At 56.4% G+C, this 19,554-nt stretch carries 17 protein-coding genes and 3 pseudogenes; 2 read left to right on the top strand and 18 right to left on the bottom strand.

The window, feature by feature from the left end; translation table 11 throughout:
* Nucleotides 1-452: 452 nt before the first annotated feature.
* From EN993_RS00210 to EN993_RS00185, 6 genes are all read right to left on the bottom strand, one after another.
* Complete coding sequence (locus EN993_RS00210) at nucleotides 453-1,019, bottom strand: GNAT family N-acetyltransferase (protein WP_158515808.1); 567 nt, start codon at nucleotides 1,017-1,019, stop codon at nucleotides 453-455.
* Between the two features lie 390 nt (nucleotides 1,020-1,409).
* A complete protein-coding gene (locus tag EN993_RS00205; RefSeq protein WP_063169359.1) occupies nucleotides 1,410-3,239 on the bottom strand; it encodes an IucA/IucC family siderophore biosynthesis protein in 1,830 nt (609 codons plus the stop codon).
* Nucleotides 3,240-3,702: 463 nt separating this feature from the next.
* Nucleotides 3,703-5,004 carry a diaminobutyrate--2-oxoglutarate transaminase gene (ectB, locus tag EN993_RS00200; protein WP_063169360.1) on the bottom strand — a complete coding sequence of 434 codons (1,302 nt, stop codon included), beginning with the start codon at nucleotides 5,002-5,004 and terminating at the stop codon, nucleotides 3,703-3,705.
* 166 nt (nucleotides 5,005-5,170) lie between these two features.
* Nucleotides 5,171-6,010: a hypothetical protein gene (locus EN993_RS00195; protein WP_063169361.1), complete on the bottom strand. Its 840-nt coding sequence runs from the start codon at nucleotides 6,008-6,010 to the stop codon at nucleotides 5,171-5,173.
* On the bottom strand, nucleotides 6,003-7,259 hold the full coding sequence (ectB, locus tag EN993_RS00190) for a diaminobutyrate--2-oxoglutarate transaminase (protein WP_063169362.1): 1,257 nt from the start codon (nucleotides 7,257-7,259) through the stop codon (nucleotides 6,003-6,005). Before ectB (EN993_RS00190) ends, EN993_RS00195 begins: the two co-directional genes overlap by 8 nt.
* A gap of 1,064 nt (nucleotides 7,260-8,323) precedes the next feature.
* Nucleotides 8,324-9,040 (bottom strand): SPASM domain-containing protein, encoded by a 717-nt coding sequence (locus EN993_RS00185; protein WP_224571099.1) that lies wholly within the window; start codon nucleotides 9,038-9,040, stop codon nucleotides 8,324-8,326.
* Between the two features lie 719 nt (nucleotides 9,041-9,759).
* Between EN993_RS00185 and EN993_RS00180 the strand changes: the two are divergent.
* Nucleotides 9,760-9,995: pseudogene (locus EN993_RS00180) on the top strand (transposase); the annotation flags it as partial.
* Between the two features lie 16 nt (nucleotides 9,996-10,011).
* Here the strand turns inward: EN993_RS00180 and EN993_RS00175 are convergent.
* A complete protein-coding gene (locus EN993_RS00175) occupies nucleotides 10,012-10,758 on the bottom strand; it encodes a LuxR family transcriptional regulator (protein WP_063169365.1) in 747 nt (248 codons plus the stop codon).
* 354 nt (nucleotides 10,759-11,112) lie between these two features.
* Nucleotides 11,113-11,415, bottom strand: a complete 303-nt coding sequence (locus tag EN993_RS00170; RefSeq protein WP_127262113.1) for a hypothetical protein — start codon at nucleotides 11,413-11,415, stop codon at nucleotides 11,113-11,115.
* On the opposite strand from EN993_RS00170, the gene EN993_RS00165 reads away from it, so the two are divergent.
* Entirely contained in the window at nucleotides 11,395-13,197 is a 1,803-nt protein-coding gene (locus EN993_RS00165) for an ABC transporter ATP-binding protein (RefSeq protein ID WP_063169366.1), read from the top strand. The genes EN993_RS00170 and EN993_RS00165 overlap by 21 nt on opposite strands.
* Nucleotides 13,198-13,794: 597 nt before the next feature.
* On the opposite strand, the gene EN993_RS00160 is transcribed toward EN993_RS00165, so the two are convergent.
* From EN993_RS00160 to EN993_RS00115, 10 genes and pseudogenes are all read right to left on the bottom strand, one after another.
* A complete protein-coding gene (locus EN993_RS00160; RefSeq protein ID WP_082826584.1) occupies nucleotides 13,795-14,001 on the bottom strand; it encodes an exopolysaccharide production repressor protein in 207 nt (68 codons plus the stop codon).
* Nucleotides 13,998-14,315 carry a ferredoxin III, nif-specific gene (gene fdxB, locus EN993_RS00155; protein ID WP_174800308.1) on the bottom strand — a complete coding sequence of 106 codons (318 nt, stop codon included), beginning with the start codon at nucleotides 14,313-14,315 and terminating at the stop codon, nucleotides 13,998-14,000. Before fdxB (EN993_RS00155) ends, EN993_RS00160 begins: the two co-directional genes overlap by 4 nt.
* Nucleotides 14,312-14,515: a CCE_0567 family metalloprotein gene (locus EN993_RS00150; RefSeq protein WP_127262112.1), complete on the bottom strand. Its 204-nt coding sequence runs from the start codon at nucleotides 14,513-14,515 to the stop codon at nucleotides 14,312-14,314. Before EN993_RS00150 ends, fdxB (EN993_RS00155) begins: the two co-directional genes overlap by 4 nt.
* A gap of 46 nt (nucleotides 14,516-14,561) precedes the next feature.
* Nucleotides 14,562-14,998: pseudogene (locus EN993_RS00145) on the bottom strand (DUF269 domain-containing protein).
* 324 nt (nucleotides 14,999-15,322) lie between these two features.
* The gene (locus EN993_RS00140) at nucleotides 15,323-16,480 is read right to left on the bottom strand and encodes a TlpA disulfide reductase family protein (RefSeq protein WP_063170386.1); all 1,158 of its coding nucleotides are present in this window, start codon (nucleotides 16,478-16,480) and stop codon (nucleotides 15,323-15,325) included.
* A gap of 599 nt (nucleotides 16,481-17,079) precedes the next feature.
* The gene (locus EN993_RS00135) at nucleotides 17,080-18,093 is read right to left on the bottom strand and encodes a 1-aminocyclopropane-1-carboxylate deaminase (RefSeq protein ID WP_024505903.1); all 1,014 of its coding nucleotides are present in this window, start codon (nucleotides 18,091-18,093) and stop codon (nucleotides 17,080-17,082) included.
* 236 nt (nucleotides 18,094-18,329) lie between these two features.
* Entirely contained in the window at nucleotides 18,330-18,521 is a 192-nt protein-coding gene (locus EN993_RS37550; protein WP_127230899.1) for an exopolysaccharide production repressor protein, read from the bottom strand.
* 79 nt (nucleotides 18,522-18,600) lie between these two features.
* Nucleotides 18,601-18,916 (bottom strand): annotated as a pseudogene (fdxB, locus tag EN993_RS00125) (ferredoxin III, nif-specific).
* On the bottom strand, nucleotides 18,913-19,071 hold the full coding sequence (locus EN993_RS00120) for a CCE_0567 family metalloprotein (protein ID WP_224571204.1): 159 nt from the start codon (nucleotides 19,069-19,071) through the stop codon (nucleotides 18,913-18,915). The pseudogene fdxB (EN993_RS00125) and the gene EN993_RS00120 overlap by 4 nt, the downstream one beginning before the upstream one ends.
* Before the next feature lie 90 nt (nucleotides 19,072-19,161).
* Nucleotides 19,162-19,554 (bottom strand): DUF269 domain-containing protein (locus EN993_RS00115; RefSeq protein ID WP_127259213.1); only part of this gene is annotated, 393 nt, incomplete at its 5' end.

Raw genomic sequence — 19,554 nt, 5'->3', positions numbered from 1 at the left:
ATGGCATTCGGCGGCGTATCAGGGCCAGCTTCAATGAGCAGCACGCGAGCGCCATAGGCGGAGAGCCTGCTCGCCATCACGCATCCAGAGGAGCCACCACCCACGACGATATAATCGAAAACCACGCAACTCCCCATCAAGGTACCAAGTGTGATGGGCTTCTTCAGCAAAGCGCTCCTCCTACCGCCTGAGATATGGTCACTTACGGCGCGGCAGCTCCACATCATGCCGTCTGTAACGGAGCGATTTGATCGCCAAATCGGTCGAGGGCATGCCCGAAGCGAGACCGAGCGACCCATCTGAACTATCTCTGAACCGACAAGCTCTCAATTCCAGGGCACATGCATCTCCGGACACGCCGGTGCGTCGGTGTGAATGATTGCAAGTTCGTAGGGCGAGAGCAGCGCTCGCCTACGGTTTCTTGCATCACCGTCTTCCGAGAAACAATGATACTAACAAGAGATAACGACGACTTTTTCGATTTTTACAGCAGTCAAGACTGTCACTTCAAAATATCGCATAACTACGTTATTGTAGACCCGGTCTCTTACATAGCGAAGGCCTACTTTCGGTGCTTTCCGAAGCGAACGCGTGTTCGTTGGGCGAATGAATGAAGTGACCTTCTCGAGCGTTAGGTTCTCGAAAGCAAACTGGATCGCTGCCCTGCCGGCCTCTGCGGCGATCCCCTTACCGGAAGACGCAAGGTGGAGGCACGATACGGTTTCCACATTAGTGGGATCTTCGGGCAGATACGGGCCACTGTACATCAATCCACAGTAGCCTGCGAATTTTCCGACTTGGCCTTCGCCTTTTACGAACACCATCCATAAGCCGAAACCATTGCTCTGCCAATGATGGATGAACTGTTGTAGTTTAGCTTTCGATTGCTCTCGGGTCGGATAGACTCCATCCCACATGGCATTTACCACAAATGGATCGCTATGAAGCTCATGTAGAAGAAGCTCGTCGCTATGCGACGGTGGCCTTAGGATTAGGCGCGGCGTTTCTAGAATGTACATGAGAAGCTCCCTTCTAGCCATAAGTTAGAGCCGCACTTACCTCCAACGCGGCCATGATCTCCTAGCATGAGCGTCAAGGCCGCAGTGCTTGATTGAAGGCGTTCGACGAGGTTTATGCTTAAGGTAGCGAGGTCTACACAAATCAAGCTTTGGGCGCCTAACCGTGTCAGTGTTGACGGCACCTGGAAAGCCGGCCCGAAGGCGATAAAAAAATTAGGCGCCTCCTTTCAGAATGGAAGCAGGCGACGCGCTGGTGAGCGGGCGCCTGATACGCGCAACATGCTGCGGCGGCGTTTACGCAAGGGGTTGCTTACCCCAAGGGGGGGGTATGGTATTGGCCCAAAACCGGCTAACTACATTGTTCATTTAAAATACGCGCCTCCTTCAAGCTTAACCTGCACTGGTCACTTTGCGAATGCCCGCCAGTGGGTTCTTCAGCGTGCCGACGGTGTGCAGGTATTCTCCCGGATCACCGAAGTCCACCATTTGCTGGTTTTTTTGTATCTGCAGTCGATTCATACATCGTCGCAGAAATTCTGGAGCGAATAGGTCATGCTGCCTGTATTTTTCGTCATATTCCGGATGTTTCGTCTGGTAGCCAAGGATGGACTCGCTTACGAGCTGCCAGAAGTGTGTCGACGGAAAATCAAGATGTTCTTCGAGTGTTACAGCCAAGTAACGAAAGAAGCAGTCGAAAACGTCGGTGAAAATGAAGTCGTGCTTCATGTCGCGATTTACTTGAATGCAGATCCTCTTAATCTCCTCCGGCACGTTGAGATCTCCGCCTAGAATACGAAGCTCCTCGCCAATGTCTTTCATGATAACTCGCGTCGGAGCGTGATCTTTCATAACTAGAATTATATTTTCTCCATGTGCCATAAACGCTAGATCGTAAGCATAAAAGCAGTGGAGAAGCGGCGCCAGATAAGATTCAAAATAGCGGCGTAGCCAAGCGGCGGCGTCTAACCCCGAGGCATTGATGAGGGCTGTCACGAGTGCTTCACCATTGTAATCGACATGAAGCAGCGACGCCATTGTCATCAGACGTTCCCCTTCTTTCAACTGCCGAAGGGGGCTTTCCCTCCACAGCGCAGAAAGCATCTGCTTGTAAGGGGAGTCCTTCTTGAGGGCGGTGTTGAAACAACGATTGCGATAGCCAATCGTCGCGACCTCGCGAAGGATGCTGAAGCCGTTGGCGGCTAAATAGGAGTCACTGTCGAGCAAATTCTTCAACCATTCGTTGATGGCGGGCGTCGCCAGCATGTGTGTCGGTGACAAGCCGCGCATAAACCCCATGTTAAGTATCGACAGCGCCGTTTTCACGTACCGTTTATGCGGATCGCTTATATTGAAAAGTGTGCGGATCGATTGCTGGGCATGATATATGTCCTTCCCCTGGCCTAGGCAGACAATGTGCCGGTTGGCGATATCCGCCGCGAAGATAGTTGAGAGCCGATTGAACCATTGCCAAGGATGCGCTGGCATATAGATGTAATCGGTCGAGTTTAGTCCCTTTTGACGCAACGCTGCGTCGAACTGTTCCAGCGCCTGTCGACCGAGTTCCTCGTGCATGAGAAGGTCGTAGTCGAGCGTTGAAATGGACTTAAACGTTGCCATTTCTTTATGGACGGCCAGCCATATGAGTCTTATCGAACTGCCCACCTCCGGCGCATAGCGACTATAGTCGAGCGCGTCAAAGCCAATGCGACCGTTATTCGCGATAAAGGTCGGGTGGCCCTCCGTCATGCCAGCCTCAACGATCTGGTAATCGGCAAAAGCCAGTTCTGCGGCGGATATCTCTGTTTTGGCCTGCTTGTACGCGCTGCCATACAGCGTGCTGCTGATCTCCTGCAGGTAAACCGGCATCATCTCTTCCTTTATGCCAAGATGGCGGCTGAACTCAATAACAAAATCAAGCGCATCCAGGGGGGCCGGCCTGCCCTCAATCCTTTTCTCCAGAGAGCCGGCGTCCACTTGCCAGTGATCTAGCAGGAGGCGCCGAGCCTGGAACCAATACTCCAACCCAGGGGTCTCGCTTTCCAGCACATACTTCCCCCAGTCGCCTTCCATTCGCTGGAGTCGAGGAGCAATTAGCAACTCGTGTGCAAATTCGCTGATTGCTTTACGGATAAGGAGCCGGTTGGCCTTTGCCCATAAATGCGGTTTCAAATGCTGCGTTACGCGTTCGGCTAGGCTTATCTCATCGTCTCGGGCTGTCATATCACTCACGATCTCAACTCCTTCAGAACGTAACGGTGTAAGGTTCGCGAACGCGCCTTACACTCGTCTCGCCAAACTTCGACGTCGCACAAAATCCGTTCTATTTTTCATCAGAAAGGATAAGAAATACCGGACCTCTTATACAAGTTAATTTCTAATGTGTTGTGTACCGTTCGTCTTCGCTCGTGATAAACCAGCAATATTACCATCTTACTTATATAATATATTAGAATACCGGTTTCACCGGCCCTGGACGTCGTCCTTCATCTTGCAACGAGCAAGAAGTGTGTATTGATTTGCACATGCCGTACTGTCGTTCGATCACGTCAAGCGGTCGGTGTCCATTGTTTGAGCTCTCCGAGTGTCCATTTTTGCTGTCCGTCTCCATACAATCGCATACGTCTAAAGCGGAATTTCCTTTGCTTGATAAGCCCAGACTGGGTAGGGGGGACTGAGTGAATGCCTACTCCGCTGAAATGCTGTCCTGCACCGCGCCAATGCTGTCGCGTACGATCGACAGACCACGGCGCAGTTCAGCCTCGGTTATGGTAAGGGCTGTCATGAACTTGAGCACCTCACCATACGAGCCAGCGATCTCGATCACCAAGCCGCGACGAAAAGCTTCCCGGGAAATGAGCCCCGGCAATGAGTGGTGCTTTGGTGATACGAGTCCATACATCAAGCCGCGGCCTCGGACATTCAGAGCAAGGCTGGGGAAGTCGTCTGCGATCGACTTGAGTTCTTGAGCCAAGATGGCTGATTTGCGAGCAATCTCATCTTCAAACTTGGAGTCGGACCAGTAAGTCTCAAGGGCCGCACGAGCAGTGACGAAAGCATAGTTGTTGCCCCTGAACGTGCCGGTGTGCGCACCCGGCGTCCAGACATCAAGTTCAGGCTTCATGAGGACAAGGGCCATAGGCGTTCCAATTGCAGACAACGACTTTGACAGGGTAACGATGTCCGGCACGATCTCAGCCGCCTCGAAACTGAAGAATTTCCCTGTGCGACCGACACCAGCCTGAATATCATCGAGGATCATCAGGATCTCGTGCCGAGAGGTCAGATCACGCAGCCGTTGCAGCCATTCAACGGTAGCAGCATTGACACCGCCTTCGCCCTGCACTGCTTCTAGGATCACCGCAGCGGGTTTGCCGAGACCACTGCTAGGATCATCGAGAAGCTTCTCGAAATACTCGATCGTGTCTGAAGCGCCGAGATAGCCCTCGTACGGCAACGATGTCACGTGCGCGAGGGGAAAGCCGACAGCATCTCGGAACTTCGTGTTTCCGGTTGCCGCCAACGCCCCAGCGCTGACTCCGTGAAACGAGTTCGTAAACGAAACGATGTTTGACCTGCCGGTCACTTGGCGAGCTAGCTTCAGAGCCGCCTCGACCGCGTTCGTACCTGTGGGGCCAGTAAATTGCAATTTATAAGACAGACCGCGGGGCTTCAAAATAAACTGCTCAAAAGCTTCGATGAAGGCCTTCTTGGCGGTCGTAGCAAGGTCGAGCCCGTGCACAATTCCGTCGCGCGCAATGTAGTCCAACAACGCCCGCGTGAAGGCTGGGTTGTTGTGCCCGTAATTCAAGGCTCCCGCGCCTCCCAAGAAGTCGATGTATTCCCGACCGTCTGTAGCTATGAGGGCAGTGCCGACGCCTCGATCGAACAGAACTGGGAACGCACGGACGTAGCTCCGCACCTCAGACTCAAGACGATCAAAGATCGCGAGGCTTACATCGTTTGTAGGAGTAAACTGCTTCTTCATAGGGCGAGTCCTGAATTGTAGCCTGCAAAGGCATCAGCCCAAACTGTCTGGCGAAGGCCATTTCAATCGGTTCGAGGTTCGGCTTGTATGACGGCAGCATGAGCAGTCACACGCCTGGCCACGCCAACTCACGGCCCAAGCCAGTCGATCGCTGCGAGGTCCAACGTCACGTCCACCAGAGAACAAGATCAGGCCGCGCAAATCCGAAAAAGCAATTCAGCACTAGGCGACGCTTTCCGTCGCCTAATTGACCGGTAACCCCGTGAACGAAGCCGCCATCGATTAGGGCGATATCCCCGGTTTTGAGCTCGAACTCGCGGCAAGGGACGGCTTCCAGATAGGCTGCCGAATAGGGATATCCAGTGGTCTCCACACCTTGCGATATCCGGTCCGCAACCGTCGGCTTGTGGCTCCAGAGCTTCAGATTGCCGCCTTCCTCAGGCATGCTGGGATAGAGGTTGAGCGCTGCGACCGTATTGTGCGCCACCGCAGAAAGCTCGTAATCATCGCCAGCACGTAAGACTTGAGCGACGTCGTCGTGGGGATCCAAGGAAAATGTGCCTGTGCCCGACCAACTGAGGCCGCGACAAACATTGGCCTGGCCGTGTTCGGAACGGGCTAGCCGCAATTCGATTCCCTGGTTGTGAAGCTCTCGCTTCAACGCCCTGAATACTGCTCGAACCGGGTCAACCAAATTCTTAAAAAGGGCATCGACGTACGGCCGCGCGTTTTCGGCGTCTGCGAAATAGGTGGCTGCATCCTTCCTGTAGTGAGATGCGCCGACATATTGTCCGGGCACACCATCTTTACGCTCTCTGAGACCAGAGCTTCCAATAAAGTTCGTAGTGATCTCCTCGGCTACTTCGGTGCTGAAAGCTTGCTTGATGTGCAGAGCGGTGAGCTCACCTTTCAGGACCGAGATGATCTCCGCCGTGTTGATCGACCCGGTCCGTTCTTTGATCGAAACCGGCGAGATGGCTGGCACTTGAGATATCTGACTAGGCATTGTCTTGCTCCTGTAGTGCGTGTTCAAGGATGGTGATGCCACGATCGAGTTCGGCATCGGTGATGGTTATCGGTGGGAGGACTTTGATAACGTCGCGATTTGGCCCCGAGGATTCGATAAGAAGGCCATTTTCGAATGCGACATCGTGCACGCGGCCGACAACTGCCGGTGAACGGCATTTCAGGCCGGCCATCAGACCGCGGCCGCGCTTCTGTTCGATGTATCTTGGAAATTTCGCAACCAGGCGATCGAGGTGCGTTTGCAGCCTGACGGCTGTCCGCTCGACACCTGCAGTAAATTTCCTATCCGACCACATCTTGCACATGGCTCCTGCCGTCACGAAGGCGAAATTGTTGCCTCTGAAGGTCCCGCTATGTTCTCCGGGCTTCCATATGTCCAAGTCGGGTCGAATCAGAACGATGGACAACGGACTACCTGAACCGCTTAGGGACTTGGAAAGACACACAATATCCGGTTCGATTTTCGCGGACTCGAATGAGAAGAAATCGCCAGTTCGGCCCGCACCCGCCTGAATATCGTCGACGATAAAAACAATGCCGTGCGTACGGCAAATGCGCTGAATTTCCGTGAGCCAAGCTGCGGATGCGGCGTTCATGCCGCCTTCGGCCTGGATGGTCTCCAGAATGATTGCGGCAGGCTTTTCTATGCCGCTCCCCGGGTCGCTCAAAACGCTGTCGATGTAACTGGCGGAATCGAAAGCTTGGCTCGGATAGCCGTCATAGGGAACACGGATCACATCGTGGCGAGCGACGCCTCCCAGTTCCCTGGTTGAGGCCGAGCCCGACACCGCTAGAGAGCCGAGCGACATGCCGTGGAACGCATTCGTAAAGGCCATGACGCTCGAGCGGCCGGTGTATTTTCGCGCCAGCGCCAGCGCCGCTTCGTTGGCGTTCGTGCCGGTCGGCCCGGGAAACTGAATCTTGTACGAAAGGCCTCTGGGTTTCAGGATCCAATCGACGAACCCTTCAATGAAGTCACGCTTTGCCGCCGTATGCATATCAAGCGACAGAAGAATGTTCTCACCGACGAGATATTCAATCGCTGGCGCCATAATATCCGGATTGTTGTGCCCGTAGTTGAGTGCGCCGGAACCCACCAGGAAATCGATAAAGGGCTTACCCGTCTCGTCCCAGATCGTCGCCCCAAGGGCCTTCGTAAAGACGGTGGGGAACGCCCGGCAATAACGACGAACGTTAGATTCATGAGCCGTGAAAGCGTCGGTGTCCATATCAAGTCCTCTGCACATAGTCTTTCAAAGAAGAGAGCTGTTTAATGGCTAGTGGTTTGCGGCAGATGTTCGTCGCTTAACGTTGAAGCAGAATGCCGGAGGCAGCTTTGTTTGGTCTGGGTTTGGTCTGGTGATGCCGGCATCCTCATCAAATATTGTTGGGTTGCGTTGCCCTCCATTCGGATGCTTTCGAATGTGCTGCAACAGGATGGCTTCTAAAGCTTCCGCGAAAGCATCGCTACTATGGCATCAGGTAGTTGACGTACCCACCCTTCGCTGCCCATAGCGCTCCGGACAAATGAATGAGTCCAAGGAGATCAGCAGGGTCGCGTCGCCAGAGGTTGTGTCGCTCGGCGGTAGCGAAGCCGCTCGCGAGCGCGCTCCTCAATAGCGCCGTAGCGAGCGAGCGGCTTCGCGGCGGTCATCAATATTCGCCGTTCAACCTCGGGCTGCGGACACCAACCTGATTCAAGAAACTATTTGATGACCGATGACACAGCGAAAGCCACGCTCTCTTTGAGAAGAATGCGGATTCCGATCTCTTGCGCGATGACTGGCCCGAGCCGCCGGATCAAGAGGGCGGGGCCGCCGTGGACCCCCTTGACGGAAAGCCCGTTCGTAGGCCAGGCGGAAGCAACCGGGAGACGCGCTGGCGAAGGGCCGCATCGGTTTCGAGAACGTCCACTACCGCGACGGCAACCATCCCCGGCCGCAGCTGGGCTGCTGCCTTCAGGCGAGTCGAAAAGGAGATCGTCCGGGAGGGTGAAGGCGTTGACGAGGTGAGCCGTGAGTAAGCAATCAAGCTCTGATCGGGATCGACTAACACTGTTTCCATCCGACCGATGGTTGACCTGTGATCGGCGTTACCTCAAGCTAGGCAGGCCGACAAGCTCGGTTGGAAGGCGAAGACCTTTCGATGAGCTCGTCTCCGAAATGCTCGAGGCCCACTGCCGCGCCTACAGGAACATACTGGCGTAACGTGAAAACACGATGGCGTCGCGGGCAGGTGCATCTGTCGTGGGGCCATCCGCACTGCCAGGCACGCCCTCTCGGCCGGCATGCACTCAGGTCCGGTCGTTTGGGTCGGCGAATTCACACATCCTGCAAAGCAGAAAACCATCTGCTCCATTCATGCGGTCGACGATTTCGCGAAAAACTGGCTTTTCAAACAGAGCGGAGTAACCCTCATATAGAAGGTTGCCCAATACGTGACGCCGTTCAAAATCCATAGAGCACAGGGTAACGTCGCCGTTTGGAAGAAGAACATTCCGATACTGTCGTGCGTCCACGCAGGTTAGGGCTCCGACCACTGGCTGACGTGGTGCAACGATCTTAGGGTCGACGCTTCCACCCCTACTGCTCACCGGCCGCGCTTTTATCAGGGCTTCGGTAGGAATAATGTCGGCTATATCTGGGTGGGGCTCGCCCAAGGCCACGAATCGGATCAAGGGGATGTCCGCGTCGACGAGTTGACGAACCAGATCGCGATACTTGTCTCCGACCAGGCGGCTGTTCATGTAGGTGCCGTCATCGAAAACATGGACCACGAATACGCCCAAGCGCAAGGCTTGCAATCGCTGCAGGTCCTGCCCGTTCATTCCCACCAGCGTCGTAAAAATCCTGATGCCATGGCCTTTGGCGAAGGCGTGCTCCACCATTTCGGTACAGTCCGGATTGAGCCAAGGTTCGGAGTATCCCGCAAAACCAATGTCGACGGAAGTCGGTACGCGGGCCAGACACCGCTTGAAATCTTCAAGATCCAGATGACTCGCATGAGACACTTTTCTTTGCCGGACCGCGAACTTGTCCTGGGGACAATATGAACATCCTACGACGCATCCCGTGGTCGTCGTTATCTCCAAAACCCTGCCGGCTGTGTTTGCTGAGCGAAGTTCCGGTAAAATCACTGGTGATTACTCCCATCTACTTCCTGCGAAGCGCCACGATGGTGTGCGTGTGCCTTTGGCTTTCTGATACCGCCTGCTGATCTACCGAGGCAACGCAGACATCTACCCTTTTTGGCAGCCTAAGCCGCCCGGTTCACCGATTTGCCGGGCCGACCCTTCACAAACTTCCAGCGCGTCGGACCAGAGACAGCATTGCATCTTTCGAGGCATCACTCGCTCCGGAGATGTAGCCTCAACCGTTGGTCGCTGGCCCGTCGCCGAGATGCGCGCGCAGCACCCTCGAACCCGCCGGAGAGAAGCTTTCTGGATGCCGTCGATCATCCTTCATCGAGCGAGTTCCGTGTTCTCATGCGGGTCAGCCCTCACACTATATTGCCGCACATCGACCAGCAAAGGCCGAGCTAGTGCGCCTGGCGCGCAGTTACTGCGAGATAGGCTTCGAAAAGCCCGACAGGGCTAAGACGCTCCGCTGTATTGAACCCGAAATGTTTTCTGACAGCTGTCAGATTTTGGACACACATCACTCATCGTCAGTCGCTTAATACGGATGGTAATTTCTTCCAGGAATCGGTGACATTGAACACCACCCTGTCATGACCGCCCAATCTCAGCGAAGCGAACTCAGCATCGCCACCAGGACCAAGCCTGAAGATAAATCCGCCGTAGCAGCGTCAACGACATTTTGCTTTCGAAGCCGGATGGATTGCACGAGGTGATTCGCGCCGTGATGCAGGAGGTGCTCGAGGCCGAGATGGACGAGGCGCTGGGTGCTTCGAAGAGCGAGCGCACGCCGGAGCGTCTCGGCTATCACGCGCGCTACTACGGGCGGAGAACTAGCTGCGCACCTACGGCGGTTGGATAATCCCAAGGTTCAAAGCTTTTACAACAGCTACCGTTCTGCTGGTCGCATCCAACTTCCGCATTACATTTTTTAAATGGAAATCTATCGTATTTCGTGATCTGCCTAAAATAGTTCCTATTTCCCAAGATGATTTTCCTTGTGACACCAAATCAATGCACTCTATTTCTCTCGGAGACAGGTTATGAGCTCGTTCCGACGCAGTCGTAGTGTCGAACTTCGTAACCATCCGATGAAACCGCAGCGCGGCCATTTGCAGGTAGGTGATCGCTCTATTCTGCAATTCGCAGTCCGAGGATTGAGCAAAACTCACAAACCTAAAGCTGCCACCAGGGCCATGTAATGGGACGGTAACGCCTGACCTCAAGCCGAATGTTGCTGCTTCGTCCAAGACGCGGCGTCCATCTTCAGTTATGTTTTCATCAGTATACACCTCGCTCCATCGAAAGGGTCCCGCCTCCTTTCGACCTTTCTTGATGAGGGGGTCTATTTTGGCATAGCCCATTCTCGAGTAGCGCTCCTGCCATTCAGCAGGATAATTCCACATCACCACAGAACCCTCCCGGTTCGGCTTGAAAGCCCTCTCTGATGCGAGCGGCCCATAGGCAATCCACGGGCAATCGAAATTCAGCGCAAACGCAGACAACAGTTCGAACAACTGTTCGGATTGAGCGACATCATCAGTCATCTTGAGGAATAGGTCTAACTCCACCGCAATCCGCCGGAGTTCCATGATGTCTCCTTCATTGCGTTCTCATTGGTGCACAGTTTGCTCCAACCCAGCCTCGCAACATCCGAAGTCAACGGGACTCGAGCCGGAGTTCCTTCCGCCACCTGGAGTACCCTCAAGAGTCGTGCCAGCTTGCGAGCGAAGCTTCTCCTTCAGGTCGTCAATCGACGGGGGAGGTACCCAGGAGGCGAACCGACAGCACTGTGTCGGGGAGCGCACAATCCGACAGTCGAGCATTCGATTGACGGAATATGGGCAGGAAAGTATTCGCGGCGCGCTTTTGAAATCAGCACCTAAGTGCCGGGCCTGAGAAAGCTGCATTGCAACTGTACTTATTTGATCGAGGCAAGAACAAGCTCAAAATTCAATCGATACATCGACCTTCTTTTCCAATCTCCCGAGTTGAGCAGCCGTAGCAATCGTATCGACTGGATGGCGGCTGACTTTCTCCAGGCTCGGTAACCTGCTGAATTTGTCCTTCGGATGTTCCCGCTCAGTTGGCACGACTTTTGAACTCACCGTCGTGAGGCGGCAAGAGCTGCCCGCCAAAATTGATGCTGTTATGGGGGAGGTCGAAATTCCAGTTTTGTCTTTTATCGTCTTTGGGACCGAGCGTGTTGATGCGCCCGCTTGGAAACTATGAGACGTTTCCCCGTCCATGGGCGCGGCGCCACTTGTCGCGACGTTTTCGCCTTCACTGTTCGCCTCTGGAACAGGCAGCCGGCCCGGCTCGCGATCATCATGACCGCGATGCTCGCCTCCACGCTGGCTGACGTGTTGATGCCGCTCTATTCTGGCCGACTCATCGACGCTGTTTCTCGTGCTGCTAATGCGGCAGCACCAGCTTCGGATTCAGCTGTTGCAGCATTCTCTGTACCGATTGCATTGGCACTCGGTGGCATTGCCATGCGCCACGTCGCCTTCATTGGCCTGAGCGACCTGGTGTTGAAAATGATTTCCGACGTCGCGACCGAAGCGTTCCATCATGTGCAGCGCTTTTCGACAGACTGGCATGCAAACAGCTTCGCCGGCTCGACAGTGCGCAAGATAACGCGCGGCATGTGGGCGCTCGACCTCCTCAACAGCACGATACTCGTCACGCTGCTCCCGTCGTTTGTCATCTTGATCGGCTCGACGGTGCTGCTCGGCTGGCACTGGCCGGTCATGGGCGTGATCTTTGCTTGCGGCTCTCTCGTCTACCTTGCGTTTTCGATTTCGCTGTCGCTCGGCTATGTCGCGCCAGCGGCGAGCCTTGCCAACCGATGGGACACAAGGCTCAGCGGCGCGCTTGCGGACGCGGTCAGTTGCAACGCTGTGGTCAAGGGCTTCGGCGCAGAGGTTCGCGAAGACGAGCGGCTTGCAAATATCATGACGAAATGGCGGCACCGCGCGCGCCGGAGCTGGGTGCGCGGAACGATCATCGGCTCAACCCAAGGCGTAACTTTGGTTGCGCTCAGGGTGGCGGTGGTCGGATATGCCCTGCTTCTGTGGTCGCATGGACAGGCAACGCCGGGCGAGATAGCATATGTTCTCACGTCCTTCATCGTCCTGCAGGGCTATCTGCGTGATGCCGGCATGCATGTCCGCAACGTGCAGCACTCGGTTAATGATATGGAAGAACTGGTGGCCATCCACAATCAGCAGGTGGATGTTGCCGATCGTCCAGAGGCCAAGCCGATCCGGATCACGAACGGCCGTATCGATTTCGAGAACGTCCACTTCCGCTACGCCAACCATCCCCTGCCGCTCTATAGCGAATGTTCGCTGTCGATTGAAGCTGGCGAAAGGGTTGGGTTGGTTGGACCCTCCGGTTCCGGCAAGACAACATTCGTGAAGCTGATCCAGAGACTCTACGACCTGAGCGGCGGCCGGATCCTGATAGACGGTCAGGACGTCTCGGAGGTGACCCAAGAGTCCCTTCGTTCGCAGATCGCGATCGTGCAGCAGGAGCCGATCCTGTTTCACAGGTCGCTTGCCGAGAACATCGCCTATGGCCGGCCTGGCGCGAGCCAGGCCGAGATCGAGCAAGCGGCACGACTGGCAAGTGCCCACGAATTCATCGCGCCCCTGCCGAAGGGCTATGGGACATTGGTCGGCGAAAGGGGTTTGAAGCTCTCCGGCGGCGAGCGCCAGCGCGTGGCGATCGCGCGCGCCTTCCTCGCGAACGCGCCGATCCTTATTCTGGACGAGGCCACATCGAGCCTCGATTCGGAATCCGAGGTGCTCATTCAACAAGCGGTGGATCGGTTGATGGTGGGCCGAACCACACTCGTCATCGCACACCGGCTGTCGACGGTCCGCTCGCTCGATCGGCTGCTCGTCTTCGACCGTGGCCGCATCATGGAGGACGGCGATCATGCCGCCCTGATCAATCTCGATGGTGGCATTTACCGCCGCCTCTTCGAACGGCAGGCGTTGGAACTCGCGAAGGGCCTGGCCTGATCGCTAAACCGGCTTGCGCGATGCGCCGAGCCGTTGCCGGAGAGGGGTGTGGCAGTGACGAGCGGCGGGCGTTAGGCGGCAAAACCAGCACGGCCGGAACTGTCCGCCAAACGGGCGAGCGGGAATGCACCACGTCTAAGCTTCGGCGAATGCGCGCAGTTACACGCGGGCACCGAATTGTCGCGCCTAACGGCGCACGCACCAAAAGGGCGGGAATGTCGACGGCCCGGGAAGAGTGCGGCCCTCGCCGTTACCCACATTTCGCCAAAGGAAGCGAAGTCAACGCACATTGAGAGGGCGGTGCTTCCCGGCCGGCCGGGATCCCTGTCGCTGGCCCAACCTACCGCACGCTGGCCACGTCAACGGTTCAAAGTCCCTTCGGTTCGCAAAGTCGTCCCCTTGGAGACCCGGAAGCGCAGGAGCTCCGACCGCAGTCTTCGCTCAACTCTGGCCATCTGCTCCGGGATTGGATTCCGTTCCCTTGCTAGCACAGTGGCAGCTGAGCACGAACTCGCCGGCCCCGTGTCTTTCGATTACGGCCAACGGGCTTAGGAAGAGATTGGATTCGCCGGCCCTCTGCGGAGCGAATGAACAGTTCTACAGATCATCGACGTCCGCGAAAAAGAGCACGCAGCCGAAATAGCAGGCCTGAAGCAGCAGCGAACAGGCCAGCGTCGTGACGACTGCCACACGGATCGAATCCAAAGCGAAGTAAACCATCGACGCATTGCTGCACAGGACCAGCCCCACGAGCCGACAAAAAGATGAAGTGCAACGCCGTTCTCCTGGTTTTCGCCAGATCATGTTGCGAGCTCGTCGGCCGCAACATGCGTCTGGCAGTTCTTGGGGCAGACGCGGCCGCAGGCTCCGCAGCCTATGCAGCGGCCGGCATCATCGACAACCATGATCATGCGATTGAGCTTGCCGTCGAAATCGTCGTCCTCGTCATCGCAGGGGCCGAGGATTTCACCCGCATCATCAACGCCGTGAAGATGCATGACATCGCGCGAGCAGACCTTGAAACAACGGCAGCAGCCGATGCAGGTCTTGCTATCGATGGAGGTCAGGTACGACGGCATCCAAATGGAGCCGTCACGGGTGGTGAATGTGCGCATCAGCCTAAATTCTTCATTGAAGCGAGTTCTCTCTTGGCAACATCCAACTCGGCATAAACGGCTTGGGTTTTCTCGGCGACTTCCTGTATGTCGGCCCACTTGCCCGACAGACCCTCGACAAGGTCCTGCAATGCCATCTTGGCAATAGCTGCACGCAACTGGAGCTTTCGGACTTTCTTCCTCATCTTATCTAGGTCTGACATAGATCCTTCCTGGAACAATGGTTTTGTTGATGCGCTCCATCTCGGGCTAGGCTTCAATGGCTGCAGTCGCATCGTCGACCAGTTTCGTACCGGCCTCAGCAAGTTTGCGGAAAGTCTCGAAGCCGAACCGGTGGACGTCTCGACAGAACGCCCAACCGCTGGAAGCCCGCAGGGGCTTCATTCCAATTATTGGCGACGTCGACACGCCGGAGCGCTCCTCGATCGCAAGCGCTACGGCGGTGTAAACATGTCGAGCCTCCACAGCGCGTCAGGATCGGGATCGCCGCCAAAGGGTACCGCACGTTGCTGTTGCTTGGTGATGATGAACTCGGCCAGCAGCTCGGCATCCGAATGGCCTTCCCATAAGCCGAAGGAATCCTGAGTACGAATGAGCCGCAGGAGGCATTTGACGAACGGGGAAGCAAGGGCCTCGTCGTCATTGTTGACAGCAGGGCCAACCGGAGGAATTTCGTTGTTCGTCATTTCAGTCTTCGTCTTCGAGGTACGATTTCCTTTTCCTGCGATGCCCACTCCGGGTCCGCTTGCGTGGCCGACGAATGGCTTGGGCGGGCCAACCCCAAGAGTGCCCCGTGGCCGACCTCGACATGTCCACGAGTGCGAGACCTGCGGCGCGAATTCGCGGCGCACATCGTCTGCGCCGCGATCCGACCGGTGGTCAACGCAATTGAAATCCAACCTTCCGCAAGCCGCCGCCCTGCTGCATCGACATACTTGCTGCGAAGAGAGCTTCGATGGGCGGATTGGCCAGTGTTCAATTCCAATTGTCAGTCCCTTCGCGATTCTTGCTCAGGAAGTGACTTCGTTTTGAGTTTCGGGTGCCTTCTTTTGCGGAGCCACACAAAGATCCGCGTGACAGGCAGGCTCACCCGTGTAGTTGGCCAGTGCTTCGAGCAATGGGGTAAGATAGTACTGTTTGGTGTGGTCCGGAATTGGCCCCAGCCGGTCCACCGATTTCAGTGCCACCTCGATCAACTCGATTGCGCGATCTTTGTTGCCGCTCTCGTAATAATACTGAGCTACCGGGAGGTACCGGAGGTATTTAAACGGGCCATCGCCGTTCGGGGGATTGAGTGCCAGTATCTGTTCCGAGAGCTCGTTGCCCATCGCAAAGCGCTCCGCGCGCGGAAGATGGGAATTGTCCATCGTGGGATCGAAGAGTTGGTTGAGGGCCAAGGCCATCCACGACACCGCGTCGGACGTTTTGTCGATCGCGTCCTCGACCAATTCTCGCATGACCGGCATGCCGGTCTTGATGTCGCGCAGCTTGTGAAGCAGAAGATCCGCATGAATCTGCCGGAACTCACAAGAGTCTGGCATCAAGGCGAGGCCTTCTTCGATGGCCAAGAGCGCCGCCGTCCAATCCTCGGCCTGCATCGCCGGCTCAAGTTTGGCGTATATCGGCCCGGTAAGCGACATTTCGCGCGCTGCAAGTTGGTTATGCGCGATGCGCTTTGCATCGGCGGCTTTCGCTTCATAGCTGCTGCGCCAGCTGCCGTTAAGGACTTTCGGCAAAACGTCATCGAGTTCCGCCGGGTGGCCGATAAAAGCGATGTGGCCGTCGCGGTCGACCACGAACGAGGTGGGAATCCCAATCGAAGAGCTGGGATCCATCCAGAGCTTGTTCATTTCGCCAATGTAATCGAACCCGATACGATAATTCAGATTCGGGAACTCCTCGGTCAGCCAGGCATCCACGTTGGTCCGCGCCTCGTCTGCGGTAGGACCCTGTTCGCAGGCGGCAACTCCGACCGCCTCAAATCCGCTGCCTTCATATTTCTCCTGCAGTTCGATCAAATGGGGCATGGCGTCGACACATGGTCCGCACCAAGTCGCCCAAAACTCAACGAGGTAGACCTTGCCGGGCCGAAAGTTCGTGAGGGGCTCGCCACGCAGCCAGTTCTCCACTTTGATCGCAGGAGCCGGGGACCCCATACGCAGTTCCATCTTGGTGTCCAAAGTCATTCCACACCTTTCGTCTCTTTTGTCGCGGAATATTTTCCAGTCAAAATCGGACACGGTCTCGAGGGCATCGCTCCCTCTGGCTTGCTTCAGCGAAGCTCTCACCGTGTTGCCGCACATCAAGCTGCAACGGAGGTGCCAATTCCCTCAGCTCCGGTAAGCGGCGGGAAATGCTTTGAAATTCTCCACGAGGCCAAATGCGGCCGATTGTCGTGAACCCGACATGTCTTCTGCCGCTGTCGGGTTTCGCCCTATCACTCTTGAGAGCTTGGACGGCTCGCCTGTGATTAGACTGGCCTCGGCCCTCGAGCAGTGGCAGTTTGGCGCCAGTTCGAAAGCGCGAACTCGCCGGCTTGGTCCTCGTGCCGCCACCGCCGCGTGTGGATTCTTGCCCCGGAGTCAAAATTCGCCTCGCGGTTGCCAACGGCGGCATGCGCTCAATGCGCGTGGCGTTGAGCACCGACAGCACGTAATGGTACCAATTAGTGGATGCCCGTCGCTGCCTCCACTTCTCCAGCCAAGCGCTCGAACGACGCTACCTACCCACGTTCGAGCGCGACCGCGGAATCGCAGACTGCCGAACGTCAGCCGTTGCGAAAGGTGTAGCCGTACCCGTTGATCGCCGGTGCGCCGCCTAGATGTGCGTAGAGGACCCTCGATCCCTGTGGAAAGAAGCCCCTCTGGACGAGGTCGATCATCCCTTGCATCGATTTGCCCTCGTAAACGGGGTCCGTAATCATGCCCTCGAGCCGCGCGCACAAACGGATTGCCTCTTTGGTTTCCTCCGATGGAACGCCATAACCCGGGTACGCGTAGTCCATGAACAACACCACGTCTGCCTCGACAATTTCCGCTCCGAGGTGGACGAGCTTCGCTGTATTTTGGGCGATGCCAAGCACCTGCGCCTTGGTCTTGGCGGGCATGGCGGAGGCATCGATACCGATCACGTTGCGCTGTCGACCATCCTTGGCGAACCCGACGAGCATGCCGCCGTGGGTTGAACCAGTCACCGTACAGACGACGATATAGTCGAAGGCAAACCCAAGCTGCTCTTCCTGGGCACGCACCTCCTCAGCGAACCCCACATAGCCCAGGCCGCCGTATTTGTGGACAGAGGCGCCGGCAGGTATCGCATATGGCCTGCCGCCCCTTGCCTTGACTTCATAAAGTGCCTTTTCCCAGCTGCGGCGGATGCCGATGTCAAAGCCCTCGTCAACCAGGCGCACCTCTGCCCCCATGATGCGGCTCAAGAGGATATTGCCGACCCGGTCGTAGACAGCATCATCATGTGGGACCCAGCTCTCCTGGACCAGGAGGCATTTCATGCCGATCTTGGCGGCGACCGCAGCGACCATGCGCGTATGGTTGGACTGCACGCCACCGATTGTGACGAGCGTATCGGCATCTGACGCGATCGCGTCGGGCACAATGTATTCGAGCTTGCGCAGCTTGTTTCCGCCGAACGCGAGACCGGAGTTGCAGTCCTCGCGTTTGACGTAGATTTCCACCTTGTCGCCCAGATGCTTGCCGAGGCGGTCGAGCCTCTCGATCGGCGTGGGTCCAAAGGTGAGCGGATAACGTTCGAATTTTTCCAGCATGCTATCTCCAGCAAAAAAGTACCTGAACCTGCTACGCACCGGTCAGCCCAGGGGTATGGTCGCGTGTTAGCCGAACACAGATTCCCTATACGATCAGCTCAGTCATCAGAGGGTGACCAAAATTGGTGTGGGTCTGAGCACTGATCCTGTCATCCGCGCATCAAAGCAGCAGCACATGCTGGGCATTCGACCAAGCCGGGACACAGCTGAAAATTGCATTCCGCAGTTGATCAGAGTCAGACGACTGGTACCCGAGCTTTCCTGTAACCATCGGCATGCTGGCCCCTGTGGCGAGTTCCACGAGCGCGGCTAGAGGACTGCCAGATCAGAAAGAGCACGCGGCCGAAGTAGCCGGCCTGAAGCAGCAGCGAACAGGCCAGCGTCGTGACGACTGCCACACGGAGCGAATCCAAAGCGAAGTAAACCATCGACGCATTGCTGCACAGGACCAGCCCCACGAGCCGACAAAAAGATGAAGTGCACGCCGCTCCCCTGGTTTTCGCCAGATCATGTTGCGAGCTCGTCGGCCGGAACATGCGTCTGGCAGTTCTTGGGGCAGACGCGGCCGCAGGCTCCGCAGCCTATGCAGCGGCCGGCATCATCGACAACCATGATCATGCGATTGAGCTTGCCGTCGAAATCGTCGTCCTCGTCATCGCAGGGGCGAGGATTTCACCCGCATCATCAACGCCGTGAAGATGCATGACATCGCGCGAGCAGACCTTGAAACAACGGCAGCAGCCGATGCAGATTTGCTATCGATGGAGGTCAGGTACGGCGGCATCCAAATGGAGCCGTCACGGGTGGTGAATGTGCGCATCATCCTAAATTCTTCATTGAAGCGAGTTCTCTCTTGGCAACATCCAACTCGGCATAAACGGCTTGGGTTTTCTCGGCGACTTCCTGTATGTCGGCCCACTTGCCCGGCAGACCCTCGACGAGGTCCTGCAATGCCATCTTGGCAATAGCTGCACGCAACTGGAGCTTTCAGACTTTTTTCCTCATCCTATCTAGGTCTGACATAGATCCTTCCTGGAACAATGGTTTCTTGATGCGCTCCATCTCGGGCTAGGCTTCAATGGCTGCAGTCGCATCGTCGACCAGTTTCGTACCGGCCTCAGCAAGTTTGCGGAAAGTCTCGAAGCCGAACCGGTGGACGTCTCGACAGAACGCCCAACCGCCGGAAGCCCCCACGGGTTTCATTTCTATTGTCGGCGACGTCGACACGCCGGAGCGCTCCTCGATCGCAAGCGCTACGGCGGTGTAAAACATGTCGAGCCTCCACAGCGCGTCAGGATCGGGATCGCCGCCAAAGGGTACCGCACGTTGCTGTTGCTTGGTGATGATGAACTCGGCCAGCAGCTCGGCATCCGAATGGCCTTCCCATAAGCCGAAGGAATCCTGAGTACGAATGAGCCGCAGGAGGCATTTGACGAACGGGGAAGCAAGGGCCTCGTCGTC

It is taken from the genome of Mesorhizobium sp. M7D.F.Ca.US.004.01.2.1 (assembly GCF_003997785.1).
Taxonomy (GTDB): domain Bacteria; phylum Pseudomonadota; class Alphaproteobacteria; order Rhizobiales; family Rhizobiaceae; genus Mesorhizobium; species Mesorhizobium loti.
Note: the sequence above shows the minus strand (reverse complement) of the source record. Positions and strands in the feature narration are given on the sequence as shown.

What these genes read in the sequence shown, in the direction of transcription:
- EN993_RS00210 (WP_158515808.1), bottom strand. Translation starts at nt 1,019, where the DNA reads ATGTACATTCTAGAAACGCCGCGCCTAATCCTAAGGCCACCGTCGCAT.
- EN993_RS00205 (WP_063169359.1), bottom strand. Translation starts at nt 3,239, where the DNA reads ATGACAGCCCGAGACGATGAGATAAGCCTAGCCGAACGCGTAACGCAG.
- ectB (WP_063169360.1), bottom strand. Translation starts at nt 5,004, where the DNA reads ATGAAGAAGCAGTTTACTCCTACAAACGATGTAAGCCTCGCGATCTTT.
- EN993_RS00195 (WP_063169361.1), bottom strand. Translation starts at nt 6,010, where the DNA reads ATGCCTAGTCAGATATCTCAAGTGCCAGCCATCTCGCCGGTTTCGATC.
- ectB (WP_063169362.1), bottom strand. Translation starts at nt 7,259, where the DNA reads ATGGACACCGACGCTTTCACGGCTCATGAATCTAACGTTCGTCGTTAT.
- EN993_RS00175 (WP_063169365.1), bottom strand. Translation starts at nt 10,758, where the DNA reads ATGGAACTCCGGCGGATTGCGGTGGAGTTAGACCTATTCCTCAAGATG.
- EN993_RS00165 (WP_063169366.1), top strand. Translation starts at nt 11,395, where the DNA reads ATGAGACGTTTCCCCGTCCATGGGCGCGGCGCCACTTGTCGCGACGTT.
- EN993_RS00170 (WP_127262113.1), bottom strand. Translation starts at nt 11,415, where the DNA reads ATGGACGGGGAAACGTCTCATAGTTTCCAAGCGGGCGCATCAACACGC.
- EN993_RS00160 (WP_082826584.1), bottom strand. Translation starts at nt 14,001, where the DNA reads ATGATCTGGCGAAAACCAGGAGAACGGCGTTGCACTTCATCTTTTTGT.
- EN993_RS00150 (WP_127262112.1), bottom strand. Translation starts at nt 14,515, where the DNA reads ATGTCAGACCTAGATAAGATGAGGAAGAAAGTCCGAAAGCTCCAGTTG.
- EN993_RS00140 (WP_063170386.1), bottom strand. Translation starts at nt 16,480, where the DNA reads ATGGAACTGCGTATGGGGTCCCCGGCTCCTGCGATCAAAGTGGAGAAC.
- EN993_RS00135 (WP_024505903.1), bottom strand. Translation starts at nt 18,093, where the DNA reads ATGCTGGAAAAATTCGAACGTTATCCGCTCACCTTTGGACCCACGCCG.
- EN993_RS37550 (WP_127230899.1), bottom strand. Translation starts at nt 18,521, where the DNA reads ATGGTTTACTTCGCTTTGGATTCGCTCCGTGTGGCAGTCGTCACGACG.